We start from the raw sequence: 13,427 nt of genomic DNA on the forward strand, positions 1-13,427 counted from the left end.
AAAGGAATTATGAAAGAAACGTACACTTCAACACTCAACGGCAGAACCGTTGTAATCACAGGGGCGAGCAGCGGTATCGGGCGAGCAGCGGCAGAGGCTTTTGCACGCGAGGGCTGCAATATTGTTTTGGCTGCACGGGGTCGTGAAGCACTGGATGAAACCGCACAGTTATGCCGTGACCTGGGTGCGGTGGCTCTGGCTGTGCCCACCGATGTATCCGTGGCTGGCGATGTGCAGCAACTTGCGCAGACCGCCCTGCAGTTTAACGGCAGGATTGATGTATGGGTGAATAATGCCGGTGTAATGGCTACAGGAATGCTGGAAGATATGCCCATTGAGGCGGTGGACCAAATTATTAAAACGAACCTTCTGGGCTTCCTGCATGGCGCTCATACCATCCTGCCGATTTTCAAGAAGCAGCAGGATGGGGTGCTGATTAATAATATTTCCATTGGCGGATGGATGCCGGCTCCTTACGGAACTGCTTATTCTGCCTCAAAGTACGGTGTACGCGGTATGGTGGAAAGTCTGCAGGGTGAAGTATCGCACTTTCCGAACATCCACGTATGTGCCATGTATCCGGCTATCCAACGGTCTACCGGCAATATGCATTCTGCAAAGTATTCCGGCTTCAGTTCCAAAATCCCACCACTATCATTTGACCCGCGCGTACTGGCGGCTGCCATGGTTAAAACTGCTAAATACCCGCGTAAGGAAGTATACACAGACTGGTCGTCCGTACTTTTCAAAACGGTATACGGGATGTTCCCCAAAACAGTCGTGAATACCGCTTCGGCAGCTATGCGGATGATGATGAAGAAAGATGCGCCAGAAGGTACAAACGGAAATATCCTTACACCTTCCGCGGAACCGCATCGTATTTATGGCGAGACGATGCTTCCGCCACCCTCCAAAACATCAAAACTGATTATGCTGTCCGGATTGCTTGCAGCAGGGGCAGTGATGCTGTGGAACCGAACGCAAGCTCCGGACCGAAAAAAACTTAAGTGATACTGAAGTTCCCCCGACTTAGCCGGTACTTATCTGAAAAATTGCGTGCTAGATGGTTAAACTTGCTGAAAATGTTTAATTTAAGTGTATTCTGACATGGCTACGAGACTTATCAGCGGCGGGCGTAACCGGTTTGCAGAATGCCTTAATTATATGTAATTTTGCGAAAAAATTACGATGTCTTTAATCCAGCAAAAACTAACTCCAAAGCAGAAAGCATTAGCCATTAATCTGGATTCCAATATATACGGTACTTTTGCGGAAATAGGTGCAGGTCAGGAAACTGTGCGCCACTTTTTCAGGGCCGGTGGTGCCTCCAAAACCATTGCGAAGGCCATGTCGGCATATGACAAGGATTTTTCGGACGCTATTTACGGCAAGGAAGCACATAACCGCTATGTTACCCAGCACCGTCTCAGAAAAATGCTGAGGTATGAGGTCTCTCTTATTGAGGAGAGGCTCTCACGCGAAGATAATCCCGGCCGCCGCTTTTTTTCCTATGCCAATACGGTTACCACTATTAATTTCGACAAAACCCTGAAAGGTCACGGGTGGGTAGGTGTACGTTTTCAGCGTGATGAGACAGAAGGTTACAGTGAAGTTGTACTTCATGTAAAATTCAAGGAGAATAACACTACACTGCAGCAGGAAACCCTGGGAAATCTGGGAGTTAACCTTATTTATGGTGCGTTTTTTTATAATGACAATCCGCGGAGACTGATTTCTTCTTTATATGATGACATTGCTCTGGACGACCTGGAGATCGATATGATCGACTTTATGGGTCCTGCCTTTGCCTATGTAGATAACCGTTTGATGAGTCTGCAGCTGGTAAAGAACGGAATGACCGATGCCGTGATCTTTACGCCTGGTGGTAAAAATATGCTGCCCGCAGATTTGCTTTACCGTAAAAATATTTTTGCAGTACGCGGCAGTTTCCGGCCTGTTACGAAGGTGAATATCGACATGTTCGAAAGCGGACTCAAAATGTTTATGAAGGATGCCGACTGTACTGAAAAGGAAACCGAAGTGCTGTTTGAGATCACAATTTCTAACCTGAAAGGAGACGGCGATATTGATGAACGCGATTTCCTGGACAGGGTAGATGTCCTGGCCAATCTGGGTTATACTGTAATCATCTCCAATTTCTCTGAATATTACCGCCTTATCGATTATTTTGCAGGTTATACCGGACTGAAAATCGGTATTGGAATGGGGGTGAATAACCTCCTGATGGTTTTTGATGAAAATTATTACAAAAATCTGTCAGGCGGAATCCTGGAAGCCTTCGGCAAATTCTTCAGGAATGATATGACCGTTTATCTTTATCCTTATAAAGATCCGGAGAACCATGAGATCCTGACTTCCAATAACCTGCGGGTTAATGAAAACCTGAAGCAGCTCTACAAGTTCTTCAAGCACAATAACCGGATTAAGGATATTGTAACCTATCAGCCCCAATATGCCGAGATTTATTCCCGTGAGATATTGCGGATGATTACTGAAAACGAAAGCGGCTGGGAAGATCAGGTGCCGGACGGCGTGGCCGATCTTATAAAAGACCGCGGAATGTTTGGATACAAGAACGAAGTAGAACTAAAAGAATTTACTTAATAAAACTGCCATGTCTGAAATAAAGAAACGTCTCTCCACTATTCTGGAAAGCCCACATTTCCCAACTGAAGAAAAACTTCAGAAAGTCTGTCATCTGCTGGATCAGGAAATTCCGTATTTCAACTGGACGGGGTTCTACTTCCGGAATGGCGATAAGGAGGAGCTTATCCTGGGCCCTTATGCAGGTGCTGACACCGATCACACCGTTATACCTTTCGGAAAAGGAATCTGCGGTCAGGTGGCTGTTTCCGGAGAAACATTTGTTGTTCCTGATGTCCATGATCAGGACAATTATCTTTCCTGTTCCATTGATACCAAAGCTGAGATCGTGGTTCCTATCTTTAAAAATGGTGAAAACGTGGGCCAGATTGATATTGATTCCCACAGTTTGGACCCCTTCTCTGCTGAAGACCAGGAAATGCTTGAGTGGCTGTGTGCTGAAGTGGCTAAAATCCTGTAGTAATCTTGTTTCAGTGCAGAGAGTCCTGTACTTCGCCCATCAGCTGGCGGAAATATGCCTCATATTCCAGTATCCGCGTGCCGTACCAGGAAAAAGCTTCGCCGTCAGCAAGCATTATTGTGCAGTCCGGAAGGTGTTCCTGCAGTTCAGCGATATGTTTTTCCCGGAAAGGGTAGGGTTCGGACGACAGCAGTATGAGTCTGGCTCCTTTAAGTTCGGAAATTTCAACAGTTGGATATCTTGTTTGATCCTGAAAGATGTTTCTGAAGCCTAAACATTTCATTATATTGTGGATGAAGGTATCGCCACCAGCCGTCATATAGGGATTCCTCCAGATCAGATATGCTGTTGGAACTGTCAGTGCAGGGTGCAATCCTGTAAAAACTGCATTAGTCCTTTTTATGAAGCCGGTGGCCTGCTCTGATTTGTTCAGCCGCTGTCCCAACTGGAACAGAAAAGTCTCCTGATCCTCCAGAGTACTTATATCTGTGACCCATACCTTACAAACTTTTTCCAGTTCAAGCACCTGCTCCCTCACGTTTTCTTCCTTATTTGCGATGATGAGATCGGGTTTCAGCGCTGTTATTTTGTCCAGCTTCAGGGTTTTGGTGCCGCCTACGATGGGAATATTTTTCACCCTGTCGGAAGGGTGGATACAGAATTTGGTTCTACCCACTATTTCACGATGATCCAGGCCGAAGTCAAAGAGCGTTTGGGTGACCGACGGAACCAGTGAGACAATCCGCATAATACGCTTTTAAAGAATTTTACCTGTAAGGAAGAGTCCTGCGATGGAAAAGTAGATGATCAGTCCGGTGACGTCCACAAGCGTGGCTACAAAAGGTGCCGACGAAGTGGCGGGATCAAGTTTAAACTTTTTCAGGATAAACGGAACCATGGAACCCGAAAGTGTTCCCCAAAGGACAATCATTGCCAGAGAGATCCCGGCGCTTATTCCTACAAAAAGCCAGTGCTCGCCGTAATCGAACCAGCCCAATTTATGCCAGAGCATTATTCTGAAAAAGCCGATGATACCCAGGAAGGTACCCAGCACCAGGCCGGTGGTAACTTCCTTTTTCATAACAGTCCACCAGTCTTTCAGTGTGATTTCCTGGAGCGCCATTGCCCGTATGATAAGCGTAGCAGCCTGAGAACCGGAGTTTCCGCCGCTTGAAATAATCAATGGAATGAATAGTGCCAGGACAACCGCTTTTTCAATTTCATTTTCATAAAAGCCCATCACAGTAGCTGTAATAAGCTGAAGAAAGAAAAGTACGATCAGCCACAGACCTCTTTTCTTGATCATCTCAAACCAGTGGGTCTGGATATAAGGATCGTCCAAAGCGTCCATACCCCCGAATTTCTGGATGTCCTCCGTATTCTGTTGCTCTACCTGATCCAGGATGTCGTCAATGGTTACAATGCCCACCAGTACACCTGCCTCAGTGATGATGGGAAGGGCATTGCGATCATACTTTTCAAAGTACTGTACAGCATCTTCACGCGATGTAGTTGTTTTGATGGCTACGAAATGATGGTCGGTAAGTTCGGAAACCAGCTGATCTTCATCGGCCAGAAGAAGGTTGCGGATGTCGAGGTCATCAATAAGATGGTTGCGCTCATCCACCACATAGAGGTAGTTAAGTGTCTCTACCTTCTTGCCCACCTTTTTAATTTGCTCAAAGCATTTCCTGACAGTCCACTCATTCCGTATCTGGATGTAGTACGGCGTCATCATCCTTGCGATGCTGTCTTCATGGTAGCCTAACAGCTTCAGTGCGATACGTCTTTCCTGCGGATTCAGGAGGTTAATGGAATACTTGATAAGTTCGTCGGGGAAATCTTCAAAAAGTTCGGTCCTGTCGTCGGGCGTCATGCCGTTCAGAATCTCGGATACTTCTTCGTTTCCGATACTGCGGATGGTTTCTTCCTGAAAATCAGCGTCCAGATGAGAGAAAACAGCGGCCTTAAATTTCTTGGGGACCTTGAGGAATTCCAGCAAACGTTCGTCCGCGCGCAGGTTACTCAACCTTTCGGCGATATCCGCGGGGTTTATTAAAATTTCAGTTTCGTTCGCAGTCGTATTCACTGCTGCAAAAATAGCTGAAAAAATCCGATAAAGTATACTGGTCTAAAGGGTGTGTTATCAGGAAATACCGAAAATTTACTTCTTCCGTTTCATATTCTGAGTAAGCTGTTTCAGGACGCCATTGGTGCCAATACGTATCGAGTTTTGGGCTGAACCCATTATGCGGGCATTCTTTCGGAATGTGTCATAAGAGCTTTCAGAAATAAAATTTCCATCGGCATCATACAGTTTCATACTCACCACCACCTGGCTGGAAAAAACGAACTGTCCCAAACCCACCTTAAAGAACTTCACGTGCGGAATCACTGCATGGGTAGCATTGTTATTTATACAGATTTCACGAATGGTATTGCGGTCGGCATCCTCATAGGTCACCGGCATGTCTACGCGAACCATGCGGCGGTTGCGGTTATTTACGTAGCTGTCGGACACCGCAGAGAAGAAAGCTTCATTGGTAGCATCCTTGATTTCGGCAACATCCGGGTAAATTGAGGGTGTGAAATAGATAATATTCTGGCTTTCCCTGCTGCCGGCGCGCTGTTCAGTAATTTTTACAATATCCTGTGCCGCCATTTCGGTGAAACCGGAAAAGAGTATGAATATAAAGGTGGAAAGTGTAAATTTGTAATACATACGGTAAACTGTGCAAATATACAGCCAACCTCTACATAGAATTTATTTTTTTTAAGATAATTTTAACATTTTTTGTCTTTCTCTTGTAAAAGGCTGCTGAGGGTGATTGTTATTTAACAAAAAAAATGTACTTTTGCACCTCGATACATAATAATCATTAAATAATATTTGCATGTACTTAACATCAGAGAAAAAAGCAGAAATCTTCGCTAAGCACGGAGGAAAAGCAGAGAACACAGGTTCTGCAGAAGGTCAGATTGCACTTTTTACCTTTAGAATTAACCACCTTACAGGTCACCTGAAGGCTAACCACAAAGATTTCAACACAGAGAGATCACTGGTGAAGCTGGTAGGTAAAAGAAAAAGACTTCTTGATTATCTGAAAGCTAAAGATATTACGAGATACAGAGCGATTATCGCTGAACTGGGAATCAGAAAATAATCTTTCTGCCAAAGCAATTAAGCAACTCCGAAAAGAGTTGCTTTTTTTATGCCCGGTTCTTTCCAATTCTACCCAAATGCGTATTCTGAAAGCTGTCCGAATATTTTGGGCCATATCCCAGCAGCCTGTCAAACGCCGAATGCGAAAAAAGGATGATGCCTGCCAGTTCAAGTTCTGTTGAAGAAAAGTACTTTCCTGCAAAATAAACAATCACGGCCAGTCCGAGATGATGGAAAAGATTATAGGTCCAGGCGCCGGCTTTTTGACTAAAGATATAGCCCAACATCGATAGGTCTGGCAGAAAGAAAAGGCCTAAAAACCACCACCAGGACCAGCCTGTGGCGGCAAATGCAATTGTTCCCAGAAGCAGCAGTGCAGCATACTCCAGTTGTAAGACAGTTATCATAGGTTAAGTTTTGCGGGATTTGTCGGCATGGGCCTATATGTGTTACGATATGAAGTTGCTGCAGGATTTATTTAATCCAAAACATGTATCTTTGTTGCCGAAAATTTAAATAGATTAAATACAGTAACCGCACTCAATACGGAGTGCCAAAGACGAACAGATTTTATGAATGCTCCACAAGCAATTATTGAAAAAATTCAATTAAAGGATGGTAGAGAGATTACCATTGAGACAGGGAAACTGGCCAAGCAGGCCAACGGATCTGTAGTAGTAAGAATGGGCGGGACGATGCTTCTTGCCACCGTTGTAGCCAATAAAGATGCTAGCCCGGGTGTGGATTTCCTTCCGCTTACCGTAGATTACAGAGAGAAATTCTATTCAGGCGGTAAGATTCCCGGAAACTTTTTCAGAAGAGAGGCAAGACCGTCTGACGAGGAAATTTTAACAATGAGACTGGTAGACCGGGTATTGCGCCCCCTTTTCCCGGATGATTTCCATGCTGAGGTTCAGGTGATGATTTCCCTGATTTCTTATGATAAAGAATGTATGCCTGAAGCATTGGCTGGATTAGCCGCTTCTGCTGCCATCGCCATTACCGATATCCCTTTCAACGGTCCTATGTCTGAAGTGACCGTAGCCAGAATCGATGGGCAGTTGGTGATAAACCCAAGCAGAGAAAACCTGGAAAAAGCTGACCTGAATATCCTTGTAGGTGCCACCAAAGATTCTATTGTAATGGTGGAAGGTGTGATGGACGAGATTACCGAAGAGGAAATGATTGAAGCAATAAAATTCGGTCACGAAGAAATTAAAGTTCAGGTTGAAGCTCAGGAAAGACTTGCAGAAAGAGTAGGCAAGTCCTTGCCAAAAAGAGAATACAGCCACGAAACACATGACGAGGAAATTCGTGAGAAGGTGTGGAAAGAAACTTACGACAAAGTTTATGAGGTGGCCAAAACACCATCGGCAAAAGAAGAAAGACATGAAAACTTCAAGGCAGTTCTTGAGGAGTTCTTGGCTCAATATTCAGAGGAAGAACTGGAAACAGTGAAGCCTTTCGCGAAGATCTATTTCCATGATGTGGAAAAAGAGGCAATGCGTCAGATGATTCTGAATGAAAAGATACGTCTGGACGGCCGTACACCGGAAACCATCCGTCCAATCTGGTCAGAGATCGATTATCTGCCGGGTGCGCACGGATCTGCGGTATTCACCAGAGGTGAAACGCAGTCTCTAACAGCGGTGACCTTAGGTTCTGTTAAAGATGCCAACATGGTAGATTCCGTTGCGATTAATTACGACGAGAAATTTTTCCTTCATTATAACTTCCCGCCGTTCTCTACGGGTGAGGCAAGACCATTAAGAGGAACCTCCAGAAGAGAAGTGGGGCACGGGAACCTGGCACAGCGTGCACTTTCCAAAATTATTCCTGCAGAAAACCCTTACACGATCCGTATCGTTTCTGATATCCTGGAATCCAACGGTTCATCTTCAATGGCAACGGTTTGCGCCGGAACATTGGCTCTGATGGATGCAGGTGTACAGATTACAAAACCGGTTTCCGGAATTGCAATGGGATTGGTAACAGATCCTGAATCAGGTAAGTTTACCGTACTTTCGGATATCTTAGGAGACGAAGATCACCTGGGTGATATGGACTTCAAAGTAACAGGAACTGCAGAGGGTATCACCGCTTGCCAGATGGATATCAAGATTCAGGGACTTTCTATGGACATCATGGAAACTGCACTGAAACAAGCCAGAGAAGGCCGTCTGCATATCCTTGGCGAAATGCTGAAGACCATCGACGCACCGAGAACTGACGTTAAACCACACGCGCCGAAAATGGAAGTGCTCGAAATTCCCAAAGACTTCATTGGTGCGGTTATCGGACCTGGCGGAAAGATTATCCAGCAGATGCAGAAAGATTTCGATACTGTTATCGCGATTGAAGAGATCGGCGAGATCGGCAGAATTGAGATTTCAGGTGTAAGCAGAGAGAATATCAATGCGACCATCGCAGCCATTAACGAAATCACTTTCGTACCTGTTGTAGGTGAAGTTTATAATGGTAAAGTGGTGAAAGTTATGGATTTCGGTGCGTTCGTAGCGATTGCAAAAGGTACTGAAGGCCTGCTTCATATCTCTGAGATTGAATGGAGCCGTTTGGATAAAGTTCCTTACAGCGAAGGTGATATGGTAGAGGTGAAATTCATGGGTTACGATGACCGTAAGAAAATGAAACTTTCGCGTAAAGTACTTCTTGAAAGACCTCCAAGACCGGAACGTAAGGAAGGCGAAGGCGACAACCGTGAAAACCGTGGCCCAAGAAACGACCGCAGAGACGGTGGCGACAGAAGACAGGGAGGGAACAACCGCGGTGGTAACGGCAGACCGGAGCACAGCGGCCGCCAGACCGAGAAACCAGCGGGCGAACATACCTTCAAGCCATTGAATGAAAGTGAACATACAGATGATGTGAAGCCGGAAGGATTTTAATTCTGAATGTATATAAATACGGAACCACCTCGATTTGAGGTGGTTTTTTTGCGCCCTACACCGAACTTCGTTTGAGGATACGCATGTTCCACTCCTACGGAGTTGGTGGAGTGTGTAAAACGATATTCATGACTCGGGTTATATCCGCTCCGAAATACACCCCGTACTTCGCTGCGCTCGTACGGGGCTAAGTGAAGTAAACTCCTGCGGAGTTTGTTTGTGCATCGTTGCTGACCTGCGCTGTGCTGCGCTCGTCTGCGGTGGAGCTTTTTGCGTATTCATTGTGTTCTTTGTGAAGCACTTTGTAAATAAGAAAGCCAAAAGCCAAGAGCGAATTTACCTGCTGTTATCATAATTTTTACAAACCTACGTTTTCTTCTTTTCTAATCTTCCAAGCTCTTAATCTTCTAACCACCCTAAGCAGTTACCTTCCAACTGATAATCCGAATTTTTTTGGCGCGCATCTTGTAAAGCTATCGTTAATTAAAAATTACTGTTATGAATCCTGTACTGTTAAGAAGAATCCTGATGTGGGTGGCACCACTGGCCATTGGTTATTTCATGAAAAAGTATGAAGCCAGACAATCCAGAAAAAGCGCGCAGAAAGCTGCGGCCAGATAACACACCTTCGCATTTAAAACACGAACCGGACTATATAGCAGTCCGGTTTTTTTTGAAGATATTTTGGGTGATTTACCTTATTAACTTTGTACAATGATTACTTAATTTTATCTGGAAAAGCTCTTTGTCTAAACTTTCTAAAATCTATAGCCATGCCTCAAAATCCTTTAGAAACCAGAATTAAGGCAATCCAGAAAAAACTGGCTGTCAGCCTTACCGGAATTTATGACCTTGAAACCTGCAACGCGCTGGAAAAAGTGCTTGGACTTTTGGTCTCAGACCTGACCCTGCATGACAAAAAGAAAAACATCCAAAAAGGTCTGGGCTTTACTGGTCGGGATGTCGACGGGATCTTCGGGGTGAATACCACCACACGGATTGAACTATTCCTGGACGAAAAAGTTCCTCCTCTGCCCAAAGGTGCGAGTATGGTTATCTCCAGAAATTCACTCCAGCTCGTTCTTGAGAGTGAAATTTCCTCAAAATCCATGTACAATTCCAAGTATAGATTTCCAATTTGGCCGCACGGAGCCAGCGGAGTGACAATTGGTATTGGATATGACATGGGTTACAGTACTGCGGCACAGTTCGAAAGAGACTGGCGGGCACTGCTGGGTGATGCAAAATTTAGCAAACTTAAACCTGCCGTAGGTTTGCAGGGCGAAAGGGCCCGTGCTGCACTTACCTCCACCGTAAAATCCGTCGAAATTCCTTATGAAGATGCCCTGCAGGTCTTCTATGCCACCTCTGTTCCTGTTTATGCCCGGGCGACGGCGAAAGCTTATCCCGGTGTGGAACTTCTGCCTCCCGATGCTCAGGGTGCCCTGCTTTCCCTGGTCTATAACCGCGGTGCCAGCCTGGAAGGTCCGCGCCGTACAGAGATGAAGAAAATTGCCGCCTGGGTAAAAGTAAAAAACCTGTCCAAAATTGCCGCTGAAATACGGGCCATGAAGCGACTTTGGGCGGGAGATCCCAAGATGAAAGGCTTGCTTACCCGCAGGGACAGGGAAGCAGCGCTGGTTGAAAATGCACGTTACTTCCTCCGGCCGGACGAATATATCTTTGCCTGAACGTTATCAGTTCCTCTTCTATGATATTAATCTGTAGGTACTGCCTTCGGATGTTGAAGTTATTTGGTTAAATTTGTTAGACAACCTAAACCTATAACCATGAGCTTCCCTACAGATTTAGAAATTGCCCAGAATGCAGACATCCAGCACATCAGAGAAATCGCTGCGAAAATTGGAATTGCAGAAGATGACCTGGAGTATTACGGAAAATACAAAGCAAAAATACCGCTGTCTTATATTGATGGGGAAAAAGTTCATAACTCAAAACTAATACTGGTTTCAGCTATTAATCCGACGCCTGCCGGTGAGGGAAAAACTACAGTTTCAGTAGGTTTATGCGACGGCCTGAACAGAATCGGAAAAAAGACTGTTGCTGTGCTTCGTGAACCTTCGTTAGGTCCTGTTTTCGGAATGAAAGGTGGGGCAGCAGGGGGTGGATATGCCCAGGTAATCCCCATGGTTGATATTAACCTGCATTTTACAGGTGATTTTTCGGCTATTGAGAAAGCCAATAATCTGCTGGCCGCACTTATCGACAATAATATACAGAATAAAAAGTTCTCTCTCAATATCGATCCGCGTACTATTGTCTGGAAGCGGGTTATGGATATGAACGACCGTGCGCTCCGTAATATCATTGTAGGTTTGGGTGGCACATCCAGTGGAGTCCCGCGCGAAGATGGATTCAATATTACACCGGCTTCCGAGGTAATGGCTATTCTGTGTATGAGCGAAAATTTCGCGGACCTTAAAAGGCGGCTCGGAAATATCTTTGTAGGTTATACTTTTGATAAAAAACCTGTTTACGCCAGAGACCTTAAAGCTGAAGCGGCTATGGCCATCCTTCTGCGTGACGCAATTAAGCCTAATCTGGTGCAGACGCTGGAAGGAAATCCTGCCATCCTGCACGGCGGCCCCTTTGCCAATATAGCTCAGGGAACCAATACCATAATCGCTACAAAAACCGCCATGTCGCTGGCAGAATACACTGTTACTGAAGCCGGTTTCGGCGCTGACCTTGGTGCTGAGAAGTTTCTACATATCAAATGCCGTTCGGCAGGAATCAAGCCTGCAGCTATGGTAATCGTGACAACTGTGCGTGCCCTGCGATATCATGGCGGAGCGAAGAAAGGTTTTTATGAGAATCCGGATCTCTCGGCCGTGCAGTTAGGAATTGCGAACCTAAAGAAACATATTGAAAATTACACCAAACTTCAGCTGAAACCCGTGGTGGCCATCAACCATTTTGCAACCGATTCAGCAGACGAAATACAATTTATTCAGGACGAATGCACTAAAATGGGTGTAAAGGCGATCGTTGCTTACGAATTCACACAGGGTGGCGCAGGAATGACTGAGCTGGCACAGGAGGTGGTGAATGCGGCCGAAAACTACAGCAATGATTTCCGCCCGCTTTATAGTGCAGATGAAAAGGTTGAAGATAAAATAGACCGCATAGCACGCGAGATCTACGGTGCGGATGGTGTGGAATATTCGGCGAAAGCAAAAAACGACCTTAAAGTGATTTGCGACCTTGGCTTGGATAATCTGCCTGTCTGTATGGCCAAAACTCAAAAATCACTGTCGGATAACGAACGGAAGATTGGCCGGCCAACAGGATTTAAAATCAATGTCCGTGAATTTGAATTCGCTGCAGGCGCGGGATTTATCATTCCCATATTGGGTGATATGATGCGTATGCCGGGCTTACCGAATGTTCCCGCCTCCGAAGCTATGGATATCGATGAGTTTGGAAATATCAGCGGGCTAAGTTAGAACCTTCAGATACATATACATTTAAATAACTGTTTAAATGTTTTAAAGTTTTAATGAATTGATTTTCAAATTGATGAACTCCTATTAATATGGCTGGCAGCGTATCATTCGGCACTTTGGCATGCTTTTTACAAGATACCGGACAACATTAATAAGTCAACAACATTAAAATTTAGAATTATGAAGACGATCACGAAAGCCCTATTGGGATTAGGTATTATGGCCTCAGGACTTACATTTGCTCAGGAGACAGAGAAATATGACAATCCGTTAATGAAGAATATGATTAAGATTGGAGCCAATGTTGGTATTGCAGTTCCACAGGAAAATGCTTCCGCAGCTTTAGGTCTGGATGTGGCTTACCAAAACCTTGTAACTCCTGGCTTTGGATTAGGTGTTGCCACAGGTTACACGCATTATTTCGGTCGTGAAAATGCCGGATATTCCAACAACGATTTCGGTGTAGTGCCTGTAGCAGGTCTTATCAGAATTTATCCTAAAGATACCGGTTTCTATTTTGGTACTGACCTTGGTTACGGTTTCATCGTAGGCGATAATGAGGTAGCATCCAATGATATCACCAATACCCAGCGTCCGGATGGCGGGTTCTATATCAAGCCTGAGATTGGTTATCATAATAACGACTGGAACTTCTCCCTACAGTATCAGAAAGTTTTCACCGGGAACACAGGAAATCTTGCAGGCCAGGACTTCAGTGCAGGTTCTTTAGGTCTGGGAGTTTCTTACAACATTCCGTTAGGACAGTAATTGACAGTTGCCTAATAATCAAGCCTTTTCAATTTATG

General features: G+C 45.1%; 13 protein-coding genes. 9 read left to right on the plus strand and 4 right to left on the minus strand.

Translation table 11 applies throughout. The features are described 5' to 3' along the window. Positions 1 to 9 precede the first annotated feature (9 nt). The 3 genes from P0M11_RS02415 to P0M11_RS02425 all read left to right on the plus strand — a co-directional run bounded on the left by P0M11_RS02415 (position 10) and on the right by P0M11_RS02425 (position 3,085). Positions 10 to 1,011, plus strand: a complete 1,002-nt coding sequence (locus P0M11_RS02415; RefSeq protein WP_275624288.1) for an SDR family oxidoreductase — start codon at positions 10 to 12, stop codon at positions 1,009 to 1,011. Between the two features lie 177 nt (positions 1,012 to 1,188). Continuing rightward, on the plus strand, positions 1,189 to 2,625 hold the full coding sequence (locus P0M11_RS02420; RefSeq protein WP_158064602.1) for a TonB-dependent receptor: 1,437 nt from the start codon (positions 1,189 to 1,191) through the stop codon (positions 2,623 to 2,625). A gap of 10 nt (positions 2,626 to 2,635) precedes the next feature. Next, positions 2,636 to 3,085: a GAF domain-containing protein gene (locus tag P0M11_RS02425; protein WP_275624289.1), complete on the plus strand. Its 450-nt coding sequence runs from the start codon at positions 2,636 to 2,638 to the stop codon at positions 3,083 to 3,085. Between the two features lie 10 nt (positions 3,086 to 3,095). Here P0M11_RS02425 and P0M11_RS02430 read toward each other — a convergent pair whose 3' ends face one another. The 3 genes from P0M11_RS02430 to P0M11_RS02440 form a co-directional block, all read right to left on the minus strand. Beyond that, entirely contained in the window at positions 3,096 to 3,833 is a 738-nt protein-coding gene (locus tag P0M11_RS02430; protein WP_275624290.1) for a helical backbone metal receptor, read from the minus strand. Between the two features lie 9 nt (positions 3,834 to 3,842). Next, a complete protein-coding gene (gene mgtE, locus P0M11_RS02435) occupies positions 3,843 to 5,174 on the minus strand; it encodes a magnesium transporter (protein WP_275624291.1) in 1,332 nt (443 codons plus the stop codon). A gap of 75 nt (positions 5,175 to 5,249) precedes the next feature. Beyond that, on the minus strand, positions 5,250 to 5,807 hold the full coding sequence (locus tag P0M11_RS02440) for a pyruvate decarboxylase (RefSeq protein ID WP_275624292.1): 558 nt from the start codon (positions 5,805 to 5,807) through the stop codon (positions 5,250 to 5,252). Positions 5,808 to 5,979: 172 nt separating this feature from the next. Between P0M11_RS02440 and rpsO the strand changes: the two genes are divergently transcribed. After that, positions 5,980 to 6,249 (plus strand): 30S ribosomal protein S15, encoded by a 270-nt coding sequence (gene rpsO, locus P0M11_RS02445; RefSeq protein WP_158064597.1) that lies wholly within the window; start codon positions 5,980 to 5,982, stop codon positions 6,247 to 6,249. Positions 6,250 to 6,295: 46 nt separating this feature from the next. Here rpsO and P0M11_RS02450 read toward each other — a convergent pair whose 3' ends face one another. After that, a complete protein-coding gene (locus P0M11_RS02450; RefSeq protein WP_275624293.1) occupies positions 6,296 to 6,655 on the minus strand; it encodes a DUF4260 domain-containing protein in 360 nt (119 codons plus the stop codon). A 165-nt stretch (positions 6,656 to 6,820) separates the two neighbouring features. Between P0M11_RS02450 and P0M11_RS02455 the strand changes: the two genes are divergently transcribed. From P0M11_RS02455 to P0M11_RS02475, 5 genes are all read left to right on the plus strand, one after another. After that, positions 6,821 to 9,154, plus strand: a complete 2,334-nt coding sequence (locus tag P0M11_RS02455; protein WP_275624294.1) for a polyribonucleotide nucleotidyltransferase — start codon at positions 6,821 to 6,823, stop codon at positions 9,152 to 9,154. Between the two features lie 498 nt (positions 9,155 to 9,652). Beyond that, the gene (locus P0M11_RS02460; RefSeq protein ID WP_262714085.1) at positions 9,653 to 9,775 is read left to right on the plus strand and encodes a hypothetical protein; all 123 of its coding nucleotides are present in this window, start codon (positions 9,653 to 9,655) and stop codon (positions 9,773 to 9,775) included. 152 nt (positions 9,776 to 9,927) lie between these two features. Continuing rightward, the gene (locus P0M11_RS02465) at positions 9,928 to 10,845 is read left to right on the plus strand and encodes a hypothetical protein (protein WP_275624295.1); all 918 of its coding nucleotides are present in this window, start codon (positions 9,928 to 9,930) and stop codon (positions 10,843 to 10,845) included. Between the two features lie 99 nt (positions 10,846 to 10,944). Then, entirely contained in the window at positions 10,945 to 12,621 is a 1,677-nt protein-coding gene (locus P0M11_RS02470) for a formate--tetrahydrofolate ligase (RefSeq protein WP_275624296.1), read from the plus strand. Positions 12,622 to 12,801: 180 nt separating this feature from the next. Beyond that, a complete protein-coding gene (locus P0M11_RS02475; RefSeq protein WP_275624297.1) occupies positions 12,802 to 13,389 on the plus strand; it encodes a hypothetical protein in 588 nt (195 codons plus the stop codon). Positions 13,390 to 13,427: the final 38 nt, after the last annotated feature.

The organism is Kaistella sp. PBT33-4 (genome assembly GCF_029194425.1).
Lineage (GTDB): Bacteria > Bacteroidota > Bacteroidia > Flavobacteriales > Weeksellaceae > Marnyiella.

Bases quoted from the DNA above. Each gene is read 5' to 3' on its own strand.
- P0M11_RS02450 (WP_275624293.1), bottom strand. From the start codon at position 6,655: ATGATAACTGTCTTACAACTGGAGTATGCTGCACTGCTGCTTCTGGGA.
- rpsO (WP_158064597.1), top strand. From the start codon at position 5,980: ATGTACTTAACATCAGAGAAAAAAGCAGAAATCTTCGCTAAGCACGGA.
- P0M11_RS02460 (WP_262714085.1), top strand. From the start codon at position 9,653: ATGAATCCTGTACTGTTAAGAAGAATCCTGATGTGGGTGGCACCACTG.
- P0M11_RS02440 (WP_275624292.1), bottom strand. From the start codon at position 5,807: ATGTATTACAAATTTACACTTTCCACCTTTATATTCATACTCTTTTCC.
- P0M11_RS02420 (WP_158064602.1), top strand. From the start codon at position 1,189: ATGTCTTTAATCCAGCAAAAACTAACTCCAAAGCAGAAAGCATTAGCC.
- P0M11_RS02430 (WP_275624290.1), bottom strand. From the start codon at position 3,833: ATGCGGATTGTCTCACTGGTTCCGTCGGTCACCCAAACGCTCTTTGAC.
- P0M11_RS02475 (WP_275624297.1), top strand. From the start codon at position 12,802: ATGAAGACGATCACGAAAGCCCTATTGGGATTAGGTATTATGGCCTCA.
- P0M11_RS02465 (WP_275624295.1), top strand. From the start codon at position 9,928: ATGCCTCAAAATCCTTTAGAAACCAGAATTAAGGCAATCCAGAAAAAA.
- P0M11_RS02425 (WP_275624289.1), top strand. From the start codon at position 2,636: ATGTCTGAAATAAAGAAACGTCTCTCCACTATTCTGGAAAGCCCACAT.
- P0M11_RS02415 (WP_275624288.1), top strand. From the start codon at position 10: ATGAAAGAAACGTACACTTCAACACTCAACGGCAGAACCGTTGTAATC.
- P0M11_RS02470 (WP_275624296.1), top strand. From the start codon at position 10,945: ATGAGCTTCCCTACAGATTTAGAAATTGCCCAGAATGCAGACATCCAG.
- P0M11_RS02455 (WP_275624294.1), top strand. From the start codon at position 6,821: ATGAATGCTCCACAAGCAATTATTGAAAAAATTCAATTAAAGGATGGT.